Annotated in this window: 16 protein-coding genes; 11 read left to right on the forward strand and 5 right to left on the reverse strand. The window is 41.1% G+C overall.

Going from position 1 to position 22200, the window contains the following annotated elements:
• The 3 genes from SVZ03_10405 to SVZ03_10415 all read left to right on the forward strand — a co-directional run.
• Positions 1–2022 (forward strand): SBBP repeat-containing protein (locus SVZ03_10405; protein ID MDY6934616.1); only part of this gene is annotated, 2022 nt, incomplete at its 5' end.
• Between the two features lie 611 nt (positions 2023–2633).
• A complete protein-coding gene (locus SVZ03_10410; protein MDY6934617.1) occupies positions 2634–2813 on the forward strand; it encodes a DUF4177 domain-containing protein in 180 nt (59 codons plus the stop codon).
• Positions 2814–3165: 352 nt separating this feature from the next.
• Positions 3166–4605 carry a sugar transferase gene (locus SVZ03_10415; GenBank protein MDY6934618.1) on the forward strand — a complete coding sequence of 480 codons (1440 nt, stop codon included), beginning with the start codon at positions 3166–3168 and terminating at the stop codon, positions 4603–4605.
• Between the two features lie 90 nt (positions 4606–4695).
• Here SVZ03_10415 and SVZ03_10420 read toward each other — a convergent pair whose 3' ends face one another.
• Positions 4696–5442 carry a 4Fe-4S binding protein gene (locus tag SVZ03_10420; protein ID MDY6934619.1) on the reverse strand — a complete coding sequence of 249 codons (747 nt, stop codon included), beginning with the start codon at positions 5440–5442 and terminating at the stop codon, positions 4696–4698.
• On the opposite strand from SVZ03_10420, the gene SVZ03_10425 reads away from it, so the two are divergent.
• Positions 5432–5638, forward strand: a complete 207-nt coding sequence (locus SVZ03_10425) for a hypothetical protein (protein MDY6934620.1) — start codon at positions 5432–5434, stop codon at positions 5636–5638. The genes SVZ03_10420 and SVZ03_10425 overlap by 11 nt on opposite strands.
• Positions 5639–5863: 225 nt before the next feature.
• Here the strand turns inward: SVZ03_10425 and SVZ03_10430 are convergent, their stop codons facing one another.
• The 4 genes from SVZ03_10430 to SVZ03_10445 are packed head-to-tail and all read right to left on the reverse strand — an operon-like array spanning position 5864 to position 9303.
• Positions 5864–7438, reverse strand: coding sequence for a nickel-dependent hydrogenase large subunit (locus SVZ03_10430; GenBank protein MDY6934621.1), 1575 nt, complete (start codon positions 7436–7438; stop codon positions 5864–5866).
• Positions 7431–8441, reverse strand: coding sequence for a hydrogenase small subunit (locus tag SVZ03_10435; protein ID MDY6934622.1), 1011 nt, complete (start codon positions 8439–8441; stop codon positions 7431–7433). Before SVZ03_10435 ends, SVZ03_10430 begins: the two co-directional genes overlap by 8 nt.
• A 24-nt stretch (positions 8442–8465) precedes the next feature.
• Positions 8466–8921 carry a HyaD/HybD family hydrogenase maturation endopeptidase gene (locus tag SVZ03_10440; GenBank protein ID MDY6934623.1) on the reverse strand — a complete coding sequence of 152 codons (456 nt, stop codon included), beginning with the start codon at positions 8919–8921 and terminating at the stop codon, positions 8466–8468.
• A gap of 16 nt (positions 8922–8937) precedes the next feature.
• Complete coding sequence (locus tag SVZ03_10445; protein ID MDY6934624.1) at positions 8938–9303, reverse strand: cytochrome c3 family protein; 366 nt, start codon at positions 9301–9303, stop codon at positions 8938–8940.
• A gap of 677 nt (positions 9304–9980) precedes the next feature.
• On the opposite strand from SVZ03_10445, the gene SVZ03_10450 reads away from it, so the two are divergent.
• The 7 genes from SVZ03_10450 (at position 9981) to SVZ03_10480 (ending at position 21822) form a co-directional block, all read left to right on the forward strand.
• Entirely contained in the window at positions 9981–10559 is a 579-nt protein-coding gene (locus SVZ03_10450) for a TetR/AcrR family transcriptional regulator (protein ID MDY6934625.1), read from the forward strand.
• 242 nt (positions 10560–10801) lie between these two features.
• Entirely contained in the window at positions 10802–13321 is a 2520-nt protein-coding gene (locus SVZ03_10455) for a pyruvate formate lyase family protein (GenBank protein MDY6934626.1), read from the forward strand.
• Between the two features lie 160 nt (positions 13322–13481).
• Positions 13482–15992, forward strand: coding sequence for a pyruvate formate lyase family protein (locus SVZ03_10460; protein ID MDY6934627.1), 2511 nt, complete (start codon positions 13482–13484; stop codon positions 15990–15992).
• Between the two features lie 70 nt (positions 15993–16062).
• Positions 16063–16413: a hypothetical protein gene (locus tag SVZ03_10465; protein ID MDY6934628.1), complete on the forward strand. Its 351-nt coding sequence runs from the start codon at positions 16063–16065 to the stop codon at positions 16411–16413.
• Between the two features lie 233 nt (positions 16414–16646).
• Positions 16647–19154 (forward strand): pyruvate formate lyase family protein, encoded by a 2508-nt coding sequence (locus tag SVZ03_10470; protein ID MDY6934629.1) that lies wholly within the window; start codon positions 16647–16649, stop codon positions 19152–19154.
• A 158-nt stretch (positions 19155–19312) separates the two neighbouring features.
• Entirely contained in the window at positions 19313–19696 is a 384-nt protein-coding gene (locus SVZ03_10475; protein MDY6934630.1) for a hypothetical protein, read from the forward strand.
• Complete coding sequence (locus SVZ03_10480; GenBank protein MDY6934631.1) at positions 19693–21822, forward strand: pyruvate formate lyase family protein; 2130 nt, start codon at positions 19693–19695, stop codon at positions 21820–21822. The genes SVZ03_10475 and SVZ03_10480 overlap by 4 nt, the downstream gene beginning before the upstream one ends.
• Positions 21823–22200: the final 378 nt, after the last annotated feature.

Raw genomic sequence — 22200 nt, forward strand, 5'->3', positions numbered from 1 at the left:
GGAGACCTTGTAACAGTAACAGTGGATGTAGGTGGTGGAGTATGCACAGATTTGGCTGGTAATAGTAATACAGCGGCAGGTCAGTTTAGCATAGTGTATGATTCTACTGCATCTTTAATGATGTCTGGGGGGGGTGATTTAGGTATAGGGTCTGAAGGTAATCTCCCATCACCAACAGGTCTAGCCGCTTCTGACAGCGTTCATACTGGATTTATTCGAATAACATGGAACACTGTGGCGGATGTTGATGCATACTTTATATATAGAGATAACTCAGAGTCAGGATCCTTTGCCAATGTAGTAGGCACAGTAGCTTCAACAACCTATGACGACACATCTGCTGTTGCAGGAACTACTTATTACTACAGGGTAAAGGCTTATAGTTCAATTTCAGATACATTCAGCGGTTTTAGCGGAACTGATTCAGGAGTGAGGGCTTTCAGTGCTTTATCAGCTCCCACAGGTGTAAGCGCTTCAGATGGCACGGATGCTGATTATGTAAAGATAAGATGGAATAGTGTTGTTGGCGCTGATTCCTATTATGTATATAGAGATGTCTCTGAAAGCGGTAAATTTATAGATGTAATTGGCACAATAGCTTCGACGAGTTTTGAAGATACATCGGCTGTGGTTGGAACAAGATACTACTATAAGCTCAAAGCAAACAATTCAAGTTCAGGCGTATTCAGCGACTTCAGCGACTCTGATGAAGGATGGAGATTATCCGGCACAGTCGGTCAATCGATAGTTGCCCCTGAAGATGGAGGCGTTGAGCCGACTCCATCTGATGGAGAAGAGCCATCGAATGAAGAGGATGCGGAGGATCTGATCTATTGGAATAAACAAATTGACGATGATACCAATGAAAATAGCAATGACTTTGCCAGGTCAGTGACAACAGATGTTGATGGCAATGTGTATGTTGTCGGATCTGCAAACAATTGCGATTGGTGGATCAAGAAGTTTGACACCGATGGCAATGAGGATACGATGAATTGGGATAAGAGGTTTGACGGAACCGGAGGCGACGATGCGGTTAATTCGATAGCGGTTGATCCTGATGGTAATGTGTATATAGTAGGGTATGGGTCTAATCTTGTGGGAGAGGCGAGTGGTCTGGATCTATGGGTAAAGCGATTTGATAGTAATGGAATTGAGGACACGGTGAATTGGGACAAGAGGTTTGACGGAACCGGAGGCGACGACGCGGTTAATTCGGTCGCTGTTGATCCTGATGGCAATGTGTATGTAGGAGGGTATGGGTCTAATCTTGTGGGAGATGCTAGCGGTTTAGATCTATGGATAAAGCGATTTGATAGTAATGGAATTGAGGACACGGTGAATTGGGACAAGAGGTTTGACGGAATCGGAGGCGACGATGCGGTTAATTCGATAGCAGTTGATCCTGATGGCAATGTGTATGTAGTGGGGTATGGGTCTAATCTTGTGGGAGAGGCGAGTGGTTTGGATCTGTGGATAAAGAAGTTTGATAGCGATGGGAATGAGGATATGATAAATTGGGATATGATGTTTGATGGAAATAATAGTAATGATGAAGTCAGTTCAGCGGCGGTAGATTCTGAAGGTAGTGTATATATTGTTGGATATGGAAATAACCTCGTTCAAGAGTCAAGCGGTGAGGATTGGTGGATAAAGAAATTTGATAGTGAAGGTAAAGAGGATACAATAGGTTGGAATATGATGATTGATGGAAATGAGGGTGATGATACAGCCTATTCGGTAGTTGTTGATTCGGGAGACAATGTGTATGTTGCTGGATATGGATCTGATCTTGTGAATCAGATAAGTAGTTTAGACCTGTGGATCAAGAGGTATGATCGCAATGGAGTCGAGGACATAACTAACTGGAGAGATAGATGGTATGATGGGAATGGTAGTGATGATGTTGTTAATTCAATAGCAATAGATATTGAAGGCAATGTGTATATTGTGGGTTTTGGTGTTAATCTTGTTAATGAATTAAGCGCTGAAGATTGGTGGATAAAGAAATTTAATAAATAATAGTTGACATAAAACGACAAATATTATGCTTATGGTTTGAAGTTGGAATTAGAATAGCATAAATAAGTTTTACTGTGTTTGATAACTTTCGAGTTTCGTGTTAAGGATTGGCCTAACTGAGTAAACCGACAGAAGAACACGAAGCTCGAAATTATATATTAGCTACCAATACCCTCTTAGTTTATTGAAAATCAAGCCAAGTACGACGAAATTCCCCTCGCTACATAATGTTAGGATTGCCATCGAGTGATTCCGGGTGGAATATTTTAAACTCACAAAATGGCGCTATCATAACCTGCAAAGGCACTATAAAACCATTTATCTCAAACAATAATTACATCATAAGGATTCAGGGTGTTGGTAAAAAGCGTACTACTAATATTGATTATTGATTGGTAGTATTTTATGTATCAGTAATAATCTATTCCCCTCTCCCATTGATATATGAAGAATCAGGGATGATGATGAAAACCTATGATTCCTTATACTACTTTTAGGATGAGTTGTGAAATTATTGAAATTCTGTGATATATATGATATAATAGGAGGATATAGTGCAATATAATATATGGAAAAATTTATCGTTTTTGTATATTTTGATATTATTTATTATGTTACTATTAAATTGTAATTCATCTACTCCACAGCAAGGCGCTAAGAAGTGGGAGTATAAGGTTATAGAAATAACCTTTAAGAACAGTCGAGGAGAAGAGCCTTTTCTGAATGAATATGGAAAAGCCGGTTGGGAGTTAATACAAAAATCTGGGAATGAATACATATTTAAGAGGTGATATTTCATCATATGGTCAGTATTTAATCCTGATTAAGACTGATAATTAGATGGAAGAATATTTCTTAGATACTTCTCCCATGACATTAATGAGAAAAGTAATATTAAGAATGTATAATATGGACTTTTCAGGTTTATTGTTCATTCAATGTATGAAAGAATATTGCTTGATCCTTTACATGTAATTCATTGTGCTATAAGTAGCATTCATGCTTTTGTGTATAATATTTACCTATAACCTCTTGACTTTTTCCCATTGATAGTTAACGAGTGTGAATTAATAATACGATTTACTGTATGATCAATGTCCTGATTGAAGCGTAATCCTTAAGTAAATATATGGAGGAAATAACTTGCACGCTAGAAGAAATAGAATAGTCATACAGTTGCATTCTTTGCTTGATGTCTGCTTGATCGTTGCTGCATTTGTAATAGCTTACTTCATTAGAAGAGATCTGTTACCTCCACCCTTTGGGACTCTGCATATATCTCCAAATTATTATATAATTTTACTTATTATCATAATAATCTGGTATGTTTTTTTTACAATTTTTAAAGTATATACTCCCTATAGTGAAAGGGGATTTGTCTTTATATATCGTCAAGTATTTAAGGCTGTAAGCGTTGGGATGATTGTTTTGATCACATCCCTTTATATTGTGAAAATACCTGATGTGAGTCGTCTCCTATTGGGTATATTTTATTTCATTAACCTATTATTGCTTTTTATTAGTAAGGGACTTATATATTTTATATGGCGAAAATATGGGAGTGCAGAGCATAATATCAGTAACATTATCATTATCGGTAGCAAGCACAGGGCTCAGAGTGCAATTGATCTTATTCAATCTTATGGTTCTGATATTAAGATCGTAGGTTGTTTGGAGATAGATAAGTCTGAGATTGGAAAAGCGTTGATACATGATGTGAAGGTTATCGGCACAATGGATGACCTTAAAGAGATAATATTAAATTATGTAGTGGATGAGGTTATTTTTGCCATGCCTTTGAAGGATATTGATTCTGTTCATGAATATATGTTATTGCTTGAGATGATAGGAATTACGGTGCGTATTTTCCCAGACTGGCATATCCACACGCTTTTATATGAACCTAAAATTGCTTCCATTTCATTTGATAGTTTTCATGGATTTCCAACTATGCTCTTGGCTACTATCAGTTCTAAGCATCAAGACCTCTCCTTTAAGGTTGTTATAGATTATATTTTTGGTTTTGTTATTTTTGTATTAATCTTTCCCTTATTCTTGGGAATCGCGTTTGCAATAAAACTATTTTCAAAGGGGCCAGTCTTTTTCAAGCAGGAGCGATTGGGGCTTAACGGCCGTAAATTCAGTCTATACAAATTCAGGACTATGGTAGTAAATGCTGAAGAAAAGCTTCAGGAGTTGAAACATTTGAACGAAGCTGATGGCCCAGCCTTTAAGATTGAGAAGGATCCGCGCATTATTCCTTATATTGGCACTTTCTTGCGAAAGACCAGCCTAGATGAGTTGCCGCAGTTGATTAATGTGCTTAAGGGTGAGATGAGTCTTGTCGGCCCGCGTCCACCGATTCCATCTGAGGTTCAGGAGTATGATGCATGGCAAAGGAGAAGATTGTCTATGAAGCCTGGACTGACGTGTTTATGGCAGATCGCTCCCAGTCGAAACGATTTGACATTCAAGCAATGGATGGAATTGGATTTGAAATATATTGATGACTGGTCTCTTAAGCTCGATTTGAAGATATTGTTTAGGACAGCCAAAGCTGTGGTCTCAGGTTCAGGAAGATGAATTAGTCCCATAACGTCATAAATCTATCCATAGAATTAAATCAAATTCATTATAAAAACACTTTTCGAAGATGTTGTTTTGGAAATGGGATTATTTAAAGTTAAATTTCAATGCATTATTAGGACACACCTCAATGCATTTGCCACAGCTATGACAGTCTGGCCTGATGCGCTTTTCATTAATAATTGATTCTACAGTAGGGCAATTTGTATGAGTAATACATGTTTTACATTCGCTGCAAATCTCCTTATGATAACGAATTTTAATTGGTGATATTCGTTCCAAGAGCCAGGTAATAAGTCCTATGGGACAAATAAAGTAGCAATATGGCCTGTAGATAAAGAACGATATTATTACTATAATAATCAGGAAAACCCAGCTGTAAATTGTCCAGAAATCGGCTGTGAAACCCAATCTAATAGGGGCAAAGGGATTAAAATATATCACTCTACCAAGAACAAATAGAATGGGAATAAAGGATACAAAGAGAGTAACTCTCACCAGATTCATCCATAAGAATGGGATTTTAATCCTTTTGCCTGAAAAAGGGATAAGATTCATCATCTCCTGAATCGCGCCAATAGGGCAAACCCAACCGCAGAAAAGTTTATTCCCAATAAGGCTTAAGATGCCTATGGTTGAGAGCGCTATAATAAATTTTAGTGGGATATCGAGATTGCCACTCTTAATAAATAGAAATGGCCTAGTTAATGAGCATAAGGGGCTTGGCATCTTTAACGCGCACTTCAGTCCACTGTAATCCAGAATAATAGCAAAAACAATAAATACAAGCGTCATTATCGCTGCGCGCAATCTAGTGGTGACCTTGAAAAGCATTAGAAGCAAACAGCCAGATAGGGCAAATATAATAGTTAAAAATATATTAGAATACCTTAGGTATTCACCTACAGTAAGTTTAGAGGGTGGATGCCAGAGCAGTTTATCGTTAGCAGCAAAGAGCAACAGGTTTGTATTAAAAAATTGGGAGAATATGAATAAGACAAGGAGGGTGAATGGGAATAATTTAAGGTAGGTTTCTTTATTTTTACAGATAAAGAACATGATTGGCTGACCATTATTTTATATAGCAATAGTGTATTTCATTTGATTGTTTTCATAGAGCAAGATATATGTATACTTTACTATAAACCCATAATCTTTAGCATCACTATCTGCCTATATCAGTATACATAATCGTATTCCTGTTATTCATGCAGAATCATAAGGACGAGAAATTGTGCTTCAATTAATTGTTAAATTAGCTGACTCTGAACCTTGAAATTTGCCTATCCCCCTCAATAACATGTACCGCACAAGCTATACATGGATCATATGATCTGACTACACGGGCTGCTTCAATAGGGTTTTTCGGATCAGCAATCGGTGTGCCGATTAATGCCACTTCAACAGGCCCTCTTCTCCCCTTGTCATCCTTAGGGCTGCAATCCCATGTTGTGGGCACTACACATTGATAGTTGGCAATCTTCTTATTCTTAATTGTAATCCAGTGACCGAGAGCGCCTCGCGGAGCCTCAGTTAAACCCATTCCATCTCCCTTATCTGGTATTCTGTAGGTGTTTCTTGGTTTACCGCCTGCCTCAAGCTCTTCCAGCCATACTCTTGCTCTTTGACAGATTAACTTGCTCTCTAATGCTTTGCATGCATGTCTGCCAAGAACCGAAAATACGGCAGAGATGTCGGCATTAAATATCTTCAAAAGTCCGTCAACCTCCTTTTTGACTGCCTTGTTGCCGGACATATATGCGACAACTGCTCTGGCCACTGGACCAACCTCAGTGGCTTTCCCTTTGTAGCGGGGAGCCTTTAACCATGAATATGCTCCGGATTTTGTCGGTTTTGGCGAAGTTTTGCCCCTAGAAGGGTGTAGGTTCGACTGAGAGATATATCGCGAATACTTCACCGCTTCAGTAATGCTGGAGACATCCATTTTGCCAAGGTTGCCATTGATGTAAACACCCCTCTCCAACATATGCTCTTGATCGTATGTATCTCCATCACTCTCTTCAAATAAACCATAGGAAAGGAGATCATTAAACTTGCCTATGTCAAAATAATCCTTGTATCCTTTAGCAACTTCTATTACATCCGGCAAATATTTCTCATTTACAAATTTTTCAACTTCATCTAGTATCTTTCCATATTGCTTAATCTTATCCTTTGTTGGAACTTGAGTCATGCCTCCAGGGACTAGCGCCATGGTGTGGGGAACTTTGCCCCCCCAAATTGTAACCATTTGATGAGCCTTCATCCTTAAATCAAGGGCTTCCACATAATGCGCGATTGCAGTCATGTTCAACTCCTGATCCTTGATATAAGTATCGTGCTCAAATCTTGGCAAAAATGGGGCAACTGCTGTCATTTCATCTGGTTTTCCCTTCTTTGTTTCAAGCTCCATCTTGGCCCATGCCTTGAGGGAATTCAGCTTTTTGTCGCTTCCTTCGTAGCTCAATAGGGCAGTAATATCAACAAAATCCAGTGCTGCCAGATGATAAAAATGGAGAATATGGGACTGCAGGTAGTTTGCTGCAAGCGTAAGATTTCGCAGTAGCCTTCCGTTTTTATTTGGAATTATACCAAAGGCGCTGTCCAAATTTTTTACAGAGGCTATGCCGTGAGAGATGGGGCACACGCCACAGATCCTTTGAGTAATCTGCATTGCGTCAACAGGATTTCTGCCTTTTAAAATCATCTCATAACCCCTGAACATATTGCCCAAGCACTTTGCATCGACTACCTTGCCTCCTCTTACATCTATTTCAATTGCCAGGTGGCCCTCAATTCTGCTTATTGGGTCTATTAGTATTTTAGCCATTGATTATACCTCCATTCTCTTGAAGTTTAATAACAGCCTCACGAATCTGCGGATTCTGAATTCTGTTAATCTCGTCAACGCTTGCCTGAAGGTGTTTATACAATCCCCGCTTCCCTGTATCTGGATAAACAGGCTCAGTGCATCCAATACATCCTGAGCCAGAGCCTGTACAGGAATTGGCTCCATTATTCCACTTTCTCTTGGGTATATCACAGCCTGTATCCATACCGAGGCATCCGAGATTGTAAAGACATCCCTTATCACCCCAATCCTTAGCGAATACGCCCTTTCTGTAATATGAAAGATTTTCGCATTGTTCGTGTACAGTCTTCCCAAAATACATCGTTGGTCGATTGTATTCGTCAAGTTTGGGGATCTTCCCCTTCAGAATGAGATATACTATAGTTCCAACTATCCAATCAGGATGGGCAGGGCATCCGCCAATATTTATTACAGGCTTATCTATACCGGTTCTCTTGAAAAAATCAGCGACTCCCATAGCGCCTGTTACATTGCCCCTGGCCGCAGGTATTCCACCAAAGGCTGCACAGGTGCCAATGGCGAGAACAGCCTTTGCATTCCTGCCAAGTTTATTCATCCATTCATCAAATCCAATATGATGATTACCTTTTGCCCCAAGTGTGCTGTAGAGAGGGTGTTTAGTCGGTATGCTTCCTTCTATTGCAAGAACAAAGTCATTTCTATTCTTATTAACAGCTTCATGAAGAATATCGATTAGCGTATCGCCTGTCGCAGCGCCTATCGTTTGATGGAAGTTAAGGCTTATATGCTCTGTGATAAGCTTTGGTATGTCAGGATCAACAGTATTGAGAAGCGATACTGAACAACCTGAACAGGATTGACCCTGTATCCATATTACTGGCGTATTGGGGGCAGCCTTCTCTATTGCCTTTTTGCAACCCTGTAACATGACTCCGGAGAAACTTAAGGCTGCTGCAGTGCCGCCCATCAATTGTAAAAATTCTCGTCTATTTATAGTCATATGTTACCTCCTTAATCATTTCTGTTAATTAGCTGCTGCATTAAGTATTAGTTCCACAGCTTTGGGTATCGATTCCCTTACAGCAGGACTAATGTTAATATTTAATGTGTTTATGTCTTCAGGGACAATACCAATAATTTCAATTTTTGGATTCTCTCCCATAAAATATAGCATCTTGATTACTTGCATAATACCTACTTCATGTAGGGAAAGGGATGTATGGGATTCCAATGCGTAATCAGGAGAGAATCTGTATATGCTTCCTGGGACATCATCTGTCCTTAGGGCATCAATGATAATTATTTTATCACGCCCTTTCATATATGGAAGCAGATCGAACCCAGACGTTCCGCCGTCGATTACCTCAACTTCCTCAGGAAGTTTGATGCCCGATTCGAGTATATGGTTTACTATATGAACACCTATACCCTCATCGCTTTGCAAAATGTTCCCTATTCCTATGATCAATGTGCTCTGCATTGTTTCCTCGAAATAGTTATTTATTATCCCTATGACAGGCAGTGCATTCTATTGGTCCTTTTTTCAATTCCTTATGACAGTTGATACATAGGTCATGTAGTATGTCTTCGGATTCTTTACCCTTATGACACTTTGAGCAGATCTTGATCCTGTCGTCATTGTCTTCTTTATGATGGCATACAACACATTTAATGTCAGCCTTTTCATGAATGATATGTGGCATTTGAACAGGAGTCATCCTGTTGTTTTTGATTGCTTTTGAGATTGTAACAATGTCAGTAGAACCAGTAACGAGTGATATAACTTCCTGCTTTAATAATTTAAAAGGAAGCATTAATAAGTAAAAAGAGGTTAGAATAATAATAAATATTTTCATGTTCATTCAAATCCTCCTTCAATTAAAGATATTAAAGTGTAATTTAAATTAAATGAACGACTTGGTTCCTGAAAATAAAGCTATAACCAAGCATAATTGTATTAGATCATCCTTTCCTAATCAATCGATCATATTTTTTCATCTTCAAGCATAGCTTGATCATTAACACAAAATGTGTTTTAATAAACTTAATCAAATTCAATACACTTAATTATATCATAAAAACAATAAAAAGCAAGTAAACATTATTGGTTTTACTTAATGCTATAATATTTAATTCTAATAATATGTCAAATAAAAAAAATTAAAATAATTAAAAAAATTATATTTACATCAATAATAAGCATTAATCCAATCATAAGGGTATGTTGAAATATAGGTTAATTCATAATAATTGAGCTTGTATATGTCGATTTTATAGCTAAAGTGTAGATAATATTGTGGTAATGATGAGATTTTAGAATAAATTTCGTTTGTCTAAAGCCTCGCTTTTAGAATTGCAGCGCGTTATTCACAATATTAGTTGGCATAGGGTTTATAAATGCTAATGGATAACTTGATTAGGGTTGTTCTATTCGTTTTGAAAAAGTTATTGACATATATAAAAGTGATGTAAATATCCTAAATTATAGAATAAGGGTAATATTTGTTCTGAAATGCCAAGTATTGAAAGTTGAAGAGTTATGACACAAAATGATACTAAAGAACTCATCTTGGATGAAGCGAGAAAAGTATTTGCTAGATTTGGCTTCAAAAAGGCTACTATGGATGAAATTGCTAATGCAACAGATAAAGCGAAGAGTTCTATATATCACTACTTTGCTAGCAAGGAGACGATTTTTCAGAAGGTAGTGGAGAAGGAAGGGCTTGAGTTGAACATTGAGTTATTGAGAGCTATTGAAAGCGAGAATACTCCCCAGAGAAAGATTAGCGCTTATATTATTACCAAGATTCAAGTTTTACATAATTTGAAGAATTACTACAGCGCGTTGAGAGATGAGTATCTAGAGCGTTATGGCTTTATTGGAAGACTTAGAAAGAGGCATGAGAAGGAAGAATTTAGAATTATACAAGATATATTGATTAGTATGAATGAGGGGGGGGATGCAATTGCTTTAGATATAGAAACAACATCATTTGCAATTGTTACCGCATTAAAGGGTCTTGAATATCATTGGGCTAAGATGGTTGATATCTGTAAGATTGAGGGATGTATCGATAAGATTGTCGATACCCTTTTTTATGGGATAGTGAAGAGATAATTTTTTTGTTTATGTGCCGACCATAAAACTGATTTAGTCTATCCATTTAAGTTAATCAAATAATTTAACCAAGATTATAAAAAATCAGATATTATATGAAATCTGTATAGAGGGATAATATGGATTTAGGAATGATATAGAATTTTCTATGTCCTAATAATTATTATATTCTGAGAATTACTATGCATTTGTATAGGGTTTATAGACAAATGCGCAAGAAAAATAAATAATGGGGGTAGAGAATGGAAGAAAATGTGGAAATGAAGGGAGGATTGCCAGATAGGACTATTGAAGATCTAGAGAAGAACAGGGAGTGGTGGTGGGTTGCAGAGAAGAGGAGGTCGAAGAGGTTAGACTATCTAAGAAAGGCTGTTTGGAAAAAGGGCGCGAAGGGGGGAGTATATACTCCTGGTCTGAAAATTGATCTTGAAAGGCCTGTGCTTTTTACTGAGGCTTGGAAGGCGAATGAGGATGATCCTGGAATGATCAGAAGAGCCAAGGGTGTAGCCAATGTGATGGATAACATCAGTATATTTATAACTGATCATGCACAGATAATGGGTTATGTGGGGAGTTTGCCACATACACAGATATGGTATCAGGAAGTTGCTAGCATGTTCAACGAGGAGTACTATAATACTCAGGGATCTATCCCTGAACCTGTAGATGAATCATTGAAGGTTATGTCTGAGATCAATAATTATTGGGCTGGCAAAACTGAGTTGGATAAGGTAATCAGAATAATTCCTCCAGAAGATGCTGTTAAACTTTTTAGCGGTGTTATTATGTGGGGGGTTCCTATTGGTGCTACAGGTAGCTATTCAGCTAAGGACTATGAGTATATAATGACTGGAAAGAGGGGATTTGAGGATATCTATAATGAGATACAGGAGAGGATTGAGGATGCGGAGGAGAAGCTTTCTGGAATACCTGGTCCTGATATCCTTCCCCTTTATGATCGGTTGCCCAATTGGGAGGCAATGCAGTTTGTTATAGAAGCTGGTATTAGATATGCCAAGCGTTATGCGCGGCTTGCGAGAATAATCGCAGAGAATTTCGAGAGTGATCCGAAGCGTAAGGAGGAGTTGATGAGAATTGCGGATGTATGCGAGCAGGTGCCGGCGAGCCCACCGAGGAATCTGCATGAATCGCTTCAATATGATTTTTTTGTAAATGTTCTTCAGCGACTTGAGTCTTTAGGCGGGGCATGGCCTTCACGTACAGATTATTATCATGGACCCTATTATGATTTGGATGTAAATATTGAGAAGAGGATCACAAAAGGGGAGGCGCTTGACCTGATAGGGGAGTTTTTGATTCGCATCCATGAAATAGGACAGATTATGCCTAGCTTTGGAAAGGAGGGACTTCAGGGGATACCAGGCACCTATGTAGGAACACTGGGGGGGGTGAAGCCGGATGGCACAGACGCCTGCAATGATATGACAATAGCTATACTAGAGGCAGCGAGGCTGGTAAGGGTTGCCAATCCTACCTTTGGATTTCGTTGGCATCCACAAGTGAAGGATGAAGTGATGCGGGAGGTGTTTGAATGTATCAGGCAAGGGTTGGGTTTTCCTAGCATAAGAAATGATCCTATCCTGGTTGCCAACACTATGCATTGGTATGGTCATCCATTAGAGGAGGCAAGGCTTTGGGTGCATCAGGCATGCATGTCTCCCTGCCCGCCCACAAAACATGGGACTCAGCCCTTCCGTATGGCATCCACGACGTTGAACACATCGAAGATGATAGAGTATGCTCTTCATAACGGATATGATCATGTGCTACAGATGCAGATGGGGCCGGAGACAGGGGATGCTAGGAAATTTGTTGATTTTGAGCAATTGTTTGAGGCTTGGAAAAAGCAGATGCAGTGGATGACGAATATTGCTGTGCGGGTGGTCAACCTAGGTCGTGTGAAGTGTTCCGAACATTTTGGTTCGCCGATGTTGTCCGCTCTTTATGAGAGAGCTGTGGAGAGTGGGTTAGATTGTTTCAGCCCAGAGGGGGAGAGAGGCAATGCATGGATATCCTGGTTTACTTGGGTAGAGAATGTAGATAGCCTGGCTGCTGTGAAGAAACTTGTATTTGATGAAAAGAAATATACCATGACTGAGATTATAGATGCCTGCGCTGTGAATTGGGAGGGCAAAGAGAAGATGCGCCTCGATTTCGTCAAGAATGCTCCCAAGTGGGGCAATGATGATGATTATGTTGATCAGATAATGGTACGGTGCATGAGGGAGATAGCCAAGCAATCATGGGAGATGAAATGCCCCTCGGGAAATTCATGGCCAGTGCTACCTCAGAATGTGAGTGGAAATATTCACTTTGCGCCTACGATCCATGCTCTTCCCAATGGCAGGAGGTTAGGTGATGCGCTATACGACGGAGGGATATCACCTGGGCCGGGTCTCGACAAGAAGGGGCCGACTGCGATATTGAAGTCATGCGGGAAGATCGACCACATAAGCGATGGCAGGGCATTCCTTTTGAATCAGAGACTATCGCCAACACAGCTTTCAGGTGAGAAAGGGTATCAGTTGTGGAAGGCATATATCAAGACTTGGGCTGATCTTGGGCTTGATCATGTACAATTTAACATGGTTGATGATGCCACACTCAGAGCAGCACAGAGGGATCCCGAACAATATCAGGAGGTGATTGTCCGGGTGGCGGGATATAGCGCTCACTTTGTGGATATAAGCCGTAAAACTCAGGATAATATTATACAACGAACAGTGCAGGGATTGGGGTAGAGATAGGATTGTGAATATATTGATTGAAGAATAGAACAATAGTCAAAGCTATATTCTTGATTATTTGGGAAATAAATAAGCATGTAGAGGCGTAGGGAACTTAGGATACTGAATATTGTATATAAGAGAGAGGTAAATTAAATTATTAGGAGATAAGGGTATGCAAAACGAGAATGTTTCAATTAGTAGTGCCTCTAACAAGAGTATTGGGGAACTTGAGAAGGATAGAGAATGGTGGTGGGTTGCAGAGAGGAAGAGAACCAAGAGGCTTGATTATCTGCGAAAAGCAATATGGAAGAAGGGAGCAATAGGTGGTGTCTATTCTCCTGGGCTCAAGCTGGATATTGAGAAACCATATCTGTCTACTGAAGCATGGAGGGAGAATGAGGATGATCCCATTATGCTCAGAAGAGCCAAAGCCTTGGCAAATGTTTTGGAAAATATTACTATTTTTATTACCGATCATGCACAGATTGTTGGATATTTAGGGAGTCTGCCAAACAACCAATTATGGAATCAGGAAGTGGCAAGCATGTTCAATGAACAGTACTATAATACAAAGGGGTCCATCCCTGAGCCTGTTGATGAATCCTTAAAGGTTATGGCACAGATAAACAATTACTGGGTTGGCAGGACTGAACTCGATAAGGTAATAAAGCAGATTCCACCTGAGGATGCTGTTAAATGTTTTAGCGGGGTTGTCATGTGGGGTGTACCTCTTGCAAGCGCGGGTTATACGACCAAGGATTTTGACTATATTATGAACAATGGATTCGACAATATCTATGATGATATTCAGAAAAGGATTGAGGAAGCGGAGGATAAATTATCCGGGATACCAGGGCCAGATATTCTTCCATTATATGATCGACTTCCTAACTGGGAAGCAATGCAGATAGTACTAGAATCGGCTGTTAAATACGCTAAGCGTTATGCTAGATTAGCAAGAATAATAGCGGAGAACTTCGAGACTGATAGCAAACGCAAGGAAGAGTTGTTAAGGATAGCAGAGACCTGTGAACAGGTTCCAGCTAAACCCCCGAGAAATCTACAGGAATCCTTTCAATTTGATCACTTTGTGCAGATGTGTGTAAGATTTGAAGCAATAGAGGGCGCTTGGCCTCATAGACCTGATTATTATCATTGGCCTTATTATGACAAGGATGTGAATATAGAGAAAAAGCTTTCTAAGGAAGAGGCTATTGAGCTTATTGGAGAGTTTATGATACGTTGCTCAGAGACTGGCTTTATCGCTCCAAGTTTTGGACAGGAGGGTGTTCAGGGGATACCAGGAACTTGGGTATGGACAATTGGTGGTGTGAAGCCGAATGGTGCTGATGCCTGTAATGATTTAACCACGGCCTTTCTTCAGGCTGCAAGGTTAGTTCGTGTTTCCAATCCCACTTTCGGCTTCAGATGGCATCCAAAGGTGAAGGATGAGATTATGCGTGAGGTGTTTGAATGTATACGGCAAGGATTAGGATATCCGAGCATTCGTAATGATCCGGTCTTGATCGCCAATAGCATGCACTGGCACGGCCATCCAATTGAGGAGGCTAGACTTTGGGTGCATCAGGCATGTATGTCTCCATGTCCTCCTACAAAGCATGGATGCCAGCCCTTTCGCATGGCCAATACAACATTAAACACTTCGAAGATGATAGAGTATGCTCTTCATGATGGATATGATCATGTGCTTGAGATGCAGATGGGGCCTCAAACGGGGGATGCAAGGGAGTTCTCTGATTTTGAGCAGTTGTACGAGGCATGGAAGAGTCAGATGGAGTGGATGATGAATATTGCGGTTCGGGTTGTAAACTACGGACGTATGCAGGGAGCTAAGAATTTTGGTCGCCCAATGCTCTCTGCAATTTATGAAAGATCAGTAGAGAGCGGGATTGATGCGTTAGATCCTTCAGGAGAGAGAGGGAATTCATGGGTGACCTTTTTTACTTGGGTTGAAAATGTTGATAGTTTGGCAGCGGTAAAGAGATTGGTCTTTGACGAAAAGAAGTATACTATGAGGGCGTTGATAGATGCATTGGAGAATAATTGGGATGGCAAGGAGGAGATGAGGCTTGATTTTGTCAAGAATGCGCCAAAGTGGGGAAATGATGACGATTATGTGGATGAAATAATGGTGCGGTGTTTAAGGGATATTGCGAAGCATTCCCATGTCTTGAAAGATCCATGCGGCAACACATGGCCGGTATTGCCTGAAAATGTTAGCGGCAATATACATTTCTCTAACATGGTGCATGCGCTGCCCAATGGCAGGAGGTTGGGTGATGCGTTGTATGATGGAGGCATTTCTCCAGGACCTGGCCTTGACAAGAAGGGGCCAACAGCCATATTAAAGTCTTGCGGGAAGATTGATCATATTAGCGATGGGAGGGCATTCCTGTTAAATCAACGCCTTTCTCCAACACAGTTAGCCGGAGAGAAAGGATATCAGTTATGGAAATCCTATATGAAGACTTGGGCGGATTTAGGACTCGACCATGTGCAGTTTAATATGGTGGATGACGCTACGCTCAGGGCAGCGCAGAAGGATCCTGAACAGTATCAGGAGGTGATTGTCCGGGTGGCTGGTTACAGCGCTCACTTTGTGGATATAAGCAGAAAGACGCAGGATAATATTATACAGAGGACAATACAGGGTTTAGGATAGCTGTTTAATCTCTGAAGTTAGATTATTATAAAGATATCCCAAAAACATTATAATTTATAGGAGGTCTTTGATGCCAAGAAAAGGTTCAGAATGGAAGGATGGCGCGAGTTCTCTAATAGCCAAGCCAAAAAGCATGGAGGAGAGGGAATCAATGCCTGATAAAGCATGTGGCAAATGCAAAAATTTTGGGGCGCGTCAATTTACACAGGATGGAACTGGATGGTGTAAGGTATTAAAAGGGGGATCTAATATTGAAATCGATCCACCAATATTTGTAACAGAGGGTGAGTCGGCTTATCTAGCGGGATGGAATATGAATGCTAATATGTGTAAACATTATGATGAGATGGATTTTATTGATAAGGATGCAGCAGAAATTGCTGATCCTTCAGTGAGTCGTGTTTATCGGCAGATGAAGTGATATCAATTGTTGAGTTGAACAGATGACTTGAATTTTTACTCAATTGTCACTTGTGAAAGAATTATTATATCCTTCGATACAGCTTGTCATCCGCTAATTGCCCGAGACCGTGTTTTGTGCAATTAGCGGATGCGGCGGACTTTGTAGAAGTAAAATTATAATATATTTAGAAAAGGGAGGTGATATATTTTCGACTAAGGGTGAGGAAAAATATAAATTGGGAGGTAGGGAAGATGGAGGAGGTAACATCAATAGATAATATAATACCGGATAAGAGTATAGAGGATCTTGAGGAGAATAGGGAATGGTGGTGGGTTGCTGAGAAGAAGAGATCAGAGAGATTGGACTATCTTAGAAAGGCTGTATGGAAAAAGGGAGCCACCGGAGGTGTCTATACACCAGGACTTAAGATAGACCTTGAGAGGCCACAGCTTTTTACCCAGACCTGGCAGGAGAACGAAGATGACCCCATAATGATGAGAAGGGCCAAGGCCTTAGCTCATGTATTCGACAATATCACTATATTTATAACAGATAATGCTCAGCTAGTGGGTTATGTGGGGAGCCTTCCGCATAACCAGGTGTGGTATCAGGAGATGGCGAGCATGTTCAATGAGGAGTATTACAACACTCAGGGTTCTATCCCAGAGCCAGTGGATGAATCCTTAAGGGTCATGGCTGAGTTAAACAATTACTGGGCTGGCAAGACTGAGCTTGATCAGGTGATAAGACTAATCCTCCCTGAAGATGCTGTTAAGTGCTTTAGTGGTGTTATTATGTGGGGTGTTCCAGTCACTAGCGCAAATTATGGCACTAAGGACTATGATTTTATAATGAGCAGGGGTTTTGATTCAATTTATGATGAGATACAGGAGAGGATTGAGGAAGCGGAAGAGAGGTTATCAGGTACGCCTGGGCCTGAGATTCTTCCCCTTTACGATAGGCTTCCCAATTGGGAGGCAATGCAAATTGTACTGGAGGCTGGCATCAGGTATGCAAAGCGATATGCCAGGTTGGCGCGGATATTAGCAGAGAATTTTGAGACCGAATCAAAGCGTAAGGAAGAATTATTAAGGATTGTTGACACCTGTGAGCGAGTACCGGCAAAACCCCCTAGAGGTCTTCAGGAATCATTACAGTTCGATTTTTTCATCAACGTGCTTACCAGATTTGAGGCTGGGAATTCCTGGCCTTCTCGCACAGATTATTATCATGGCTCATATTATGAAAGGGATGTGAACATTGAGAAGAGGCTTACCAAAGAGGAAGCCCTTGATTTAGTTGGGGAGTTTCTTATCCGTATATCCGAAATAGGCCTTATCGCTCCAAGCCTTGGTAAGGAAGGACTTCAGGGTATACCCACAACTTATGTCGGAACGCTGGGTGGGGTGAAGCCTGACGGGACTGATGCCTGCAATGATATGACCATAGCTATCCTGCAAGCAGCAAGACTTGTAAGGGTAGCCAATCCTACATTTGGTTTCAGGTGGCATCCGAAGGTAAAGGATGAGGTAATGAGGGAGGTTTTTGAGTGTATTCGGCATGGATTGGGCTTTCCTAGCATACGCAATGATCCTATTTTAATAGCCAACGGAATGCACTGGCATAGCCACCCCTTGGAGGAGATGAGGTTATGGGTTCATCAGGCCTGCATGTCTCCTTGCCCACCGACCAAGCATGGATCAATGCCCTACCGTATGCCCAATGCAACGCTGAACACCTCTAAGATGATAGAATACGCCCTCCATAACGGTTACGATAATTGTCTGGAGATGCAGATGGGGCCTCAAACGGGAGATGCGCGCAAGTTTACTGATTTTGAGCAGTTGTTTGAGGCCTGGGTGAAACAGATGGAGTGGATGATGAACACTGCGGTTCACGTGGTTAATTATGGCAGGACAAAGAGCCCTGAATTATTCGGATCCCCCATGCTCTCTGCCCTGCATGAGAGGGCGATTGAGAGCGGCATAGATGTGATGAGTCCCGAAGGGGAAAGGGGAAATGCATGGGTAACCTTCTTTACATGGGTGGAAAATGTAGACACTCTGGCTGCTGTTAAGAAGTTAGTCTTTGAAGATGAAAAGTATACAATGGACCAGTTAATCAGCGCAATTGAGTCTAATTGGGATGGATATGAGGATATGCGTATTGATTTTGTCAGAAGCGCCCCAAAATGGGGCAATGATGATGATTTTGTAGATAAGATGATGGTGCGCTGTCTTAATGAGGTGGCAAGACACTCAAGGGAGATGAGGGATCCTTCTGGGAACACATGGCCGCCATTGCCTGAGAATGTGAGCGGGAACATACATTTTTCGAATACGGTGCATGCGCTTCCCAATGGCAGAAGGTTGGGTGATGCGCTATACGATGGGGGCATATCGCCTGGGCCGGGTCTTGACAAAAAGGGGCCAACTGCGGTGCTGAAGTCATGCGGCAAGATTGATCACGTGAGTCATGGGAGGGCTTTTCTGTTAAATCAACGTTTATCGCCTACTCAGCTTGCCGGCGAGAAGGGTTATCAGTTATGGAAATCTTACATGAAGACATGGGCGGATTTTGGTCTGGATCATGTGCAGTTTAACATGGTAGATGACGCTACATTACGCGCAGCACAGAAGGACCCTGAGCAGTATCAGGAGGTGATAGTGCGAGTAGCCGGCTACAGCGCTCACTTCGTGGACATCAGTCGTAAGACGCAGGACAATATTATACAGAGGACGATTCAGGGGCTTGGCTAGAATGAGATTCCCTCAAAATTCTTCATAATATCCGATTAAATCAATATAATTGGCATGTTCTGGTTTGCTGTAAGAATAGATTGGGTGATAGTAATAGGGGTATATGATTTATATATATTTGAGGGTGCTAAAATATATACTAAGGGGAGGAAATAAGAATGGAGAAATCAACATCAAATACAAGCATAGCGCCGGATAAATCCATTGATGAGCTTGAGGCGAATAGGGAATGGTGGTGGGTTGCTGAGAAAAGGAGATCTAAGAGGCTTGATTACTTAAGGAAGGCTGTGTGGAAGAAGGGAGCGGTGGGGGGAATATATTCTCCTGGCGTTAAGATTGATCTTGAAAGAGCGGGGCTTTTCACAAAGTCATGGAAGGAGACTGAGGATGAGCCTATCATGATGAGAAGGGCTAAAGCTGTGGCTAATGTTTTAGATAATATTATCATTTTTTATTACAGATCATGCTCAGTTGGTAGGTTATGTCGGGAGTTTACCAAACACGCAACCCTGGTATCAGGAGATGGCCAGCATGTTCAATGAGGAGTATTATAATATGCAGGGCTCTATTCCAGAGCCTTATGGAAGAATCATTGAGGATTATGGCAGATATAAACAATTATTGGGCAGGGAAGACTGAGTTGGACAGCGTGATAAGAATGATTCCCCCTGATGAAGCTGTAAAGTGCTTTAGTGGTACAGTGATGTGGGGTATACCAATTGCAAGCGCTAGCTATCACACCAGGGATTGGGATTTTATTATGGGAAAGGGTTTTAAGGGTATTTATGATGAGATACAGGAGAGGATTGAGGATGCTGAAGAGAAATTAGAGGGTACACTAGGCCCTGATCTTCTTCCCTTATATGACAGATTGCCCAATTGGGAAGCGATGCAGATATTTCTGGAGGCTGCAATCAGGTATTCGAAGCGTTTTTCCAGGCTTGCACGGATAGTGGCAGAGAATTTTGAGATTGATTCAAAGCGCAGGGACGAGCTTTTAAGGATGGCAGAGATATGTAAACGGGTTCCGGAAAATCCACCAAATAATCTTCATGAATCATTACAGTATGATTTTTTTGTGGAGGCAACATCCAGATTCGAGGTAGGCAATACATGGCCGCATAGGATGGATTACTATCATGGTCCTTATTACGAAAGGGATGTTAATATTGACAAGAGAGTCACAAAAGAGGATGCTATCGATCTAATAGGAGAATACTTGATACGTATTAGCGAAATAGGTCTGATTATCCCTAGCGCTGGCAAGGAGGGGCTTCAGGGTATAGCGTCTACATATGTAGGCACATTAGGGGGTTTGAAGCCTGATGGCACTGATGCCTGTAATGATATGACCATAGCTATACTGCAGGCTGCAAGGCTGGTGAGGGTTGCGAATCCGACTTTTGGCTTTCGTTGGCATCCTCAGGTGTCCGATGAGGTAATGAGGGAGGTGTTTGAATGCATTCGTCAAGGACTGGGGTATCCAAGCATAAGGAATGATCCCATCCTAATTGCAAATGGCATGCATTGGCATAATCACCCATTGGAGGAGATGAGGTTATGGGTTCTTCAGGCCTGCATGTCGCCCTGTCCACCTACTAAACATGGATGTCAACCCTTCCGCATGGCTAATGCTACGTTGAATACATCCAAGATGATAGAGTATGCCCTTCATGACGGGTATGATCATTGCTTAGAGATGCAGGTTGGGCTGCAAACAGGCGATGCGAGAAATTTTACTGATTTTGAGCAATTGTTTAAGGCCTGGGTGAAGCAGATGGAGTGGATGATGGACATTGCTGTTCGCATAGTCAATTATGGACGCGCTAAGAGTCCCGAGAATTTCGGCAGTCCCATGCGCTCGGCGATATATGAGAGGTCAGTTGAGAGTGGGATAGATGCGCTTAGCCCTGAAGGGGAGAGGGGAAACTCCTGGGTTACATTCTTTACCTGGGTTGAGAATATTGATAGCTTGGCAGCGATTAAAAAGTTAGTTTTTGATGATAAGAAGTACACTATGGCTGAAGTTGTGGATGCCATTAAGGCAAACTGGGAAGAAAAAGAGGAGATGCGCCTTGATTTTGTAAAGAATGCACCGAAGTGGGGTAATGATGACGATTATGTGGATAATATTATGGTCCGCTGCATGAAAGAGGTGGCAAGGCATTCAGGAGAGATGAAGGATCCATGTGGCAACACATGGCCTGCGTTACCCGAAAATGTAAGTGGGAATATACATTTTTCACATATGGTGCACGCCCTACCCAGTGGCAGGAGACTGGGCGATGCGTTATACGATGGTGGAATTTCACCTGGGCCTGGGCTAGATAAAAAGGGGCCAACAGCGGTGTTGAAGTCATGCGGTAAAATAGATCACGTGAGTCATGGCAGGGCATTTCTTTTAAATCAGCGTCTTTCACCTACACAGCTTTCAGGGGAGAAGGGATATCAGTTGTGGAAGTCATATATCAAAATATGGGCGGATCTTGGTCTTGATCATGTTCAGTTCAACATGGTAGATGATGCCACATTACGAGCAGCGCAGAAGGACCCTGAGCAGTATCAGGAGGTGATTGTGCGAGTAGCCGGTTACAGCGCTCACTTTGTGGATATCAGTCGCAAGACGCAGGATAATATTATACAGAGGACGATTCAGGGATTGGGTTAGGAGCTAAGAAGGGGATGGGATAAACTACTGTTAAAGGAGGTGTGTATAGGAGTAGCTGGAGTAACCTTTATGATTATAAATTATTGATACCTAAATGATAATTCAAGTTGTTTTGATAAAAGTTATCAAATAGGTTTATCATAATATGAACAGATTTTATAAAAATAAGTTTTGGGGTTAAAGGTGTATAATGAGGGATAATAGAAATTTAGAGGGTAATAATTATAACAATGGAGGTATGTTTTATGGTAGAAGGATCAAAGAGAAGCACAGTTCCTGATAAAACCTTAGGAGAGCTTGAGAAGAATAAGGAATGGTGGTGGGTAGCTGAAAAGAAGAGATCAGATAGGCTCGACTATTTGCGAAAAGCTGTTTGGA

Source organism: Spirochaetota bacterium (genome assembly GCA_034190085.1).
In the GTDB taxonomy this organism is placed as follows: Bacteria; Spirochaetota; UBA4802; order UBA4802; family JAFGDQ01; genus JAXHTS01.

What these genes read in the sequence shown, in the direction of transcription:
- SVZ03_10435 (MDY6934622.1), bottom strand. Translation starts at nt 8,441, where the DNA reads ATGACTATAAATAGACGAGAATTTTTACAATTGATGGGCGGCACTGCA.
- SVZ03_10445 (MDY6934624.1), bottom strand. Translation starts at nt 9,303, where the DNA reads ATGAACATGAAAATATTTATTATTATTCTAACCTCTTTTTACTTATTA.
- SVZ03_10460 (MDY6934627.1), top strand. Translation starts at nt 13,482, where the DNA reads ATGCAAAACGAGAATGTTTCAATTAGTAGTGCCTCTAACAAGAGTATT.
- SVZ03_10455 (MDY6934626.1), top strand. Translation starts at nt 10,802, where the DNA reads ATGGAAGAAAATGTGGAAATGAAGGGAGGATTGCCAGATAGGACTATT.
- SVZ03_10410 (MDY6934617.1), top strand. Translation starts at nt 2,634, where the DNA reads ATGTTACTATTAAATTGTAATTCATCTACTCCACAGCAAGGCGCTAAG.
- SVZ03_10470 (MDY6934629.1), top strand. Translation starts at nt 16,647, where the DNA reads ATGGAGGAGGTAACATCAATAGATAATATAATACCGGATAAGAGTATA.
- SVZ03_10480 (MDY6934631.1), top strand. Translation starts at nt 19,693, where the DNA reads ATGAGGAGTATTATAATATGCAGGGCTCTATTCCAGAGCCTTATGGAA.
- SVZ03_10450 (MDY6934625.1), top strand. Translation starts at nt 9,981, where the DNA reads ATGACACAAAATGATACTAAAGAACTCATCTTGGATGAAGCGAGAAAA.
- SVZ03_10440 (MDY6934623.1), bottom strand. Translation starts at nt 8,921, where the DNA reads ATGCAGAGCACATTGATCATAGGAATAGGGAACATTTTGCAAAGCGAT.
- SVZ03_10465 (MDY6934628.1), top strand. Translation starts at nt 16,063, where the DNA reads ATGCCAAGAAAAGGTTCAGAATGGAAGGATGGCGCGAGTTCTCTAATA.
- SVZ03_10475 (MDY6934630.1), top strand. Translation starts at nt 19,313, where the DNA reads ATGGAGAAATCAACATCAAATACAAGCATAGCGCCGGATAAATCCATT.
- SVZ03_10430 (MDY6934621.1), bottom strand. Translation starts at nt 7,438, where the DNA reads ATGGCTAAAATACTAATAGACCCAATAAGCAGAATTGAGGGCCACCTG.
- SVZ03_10420 (MDY6934619.1), bottom strand. Translation starts at nt 5,442, where the DNA reads ATGCTTTTCAAGGTCACCACTAGATTGCGCGCAGCGATAATGACGCTT.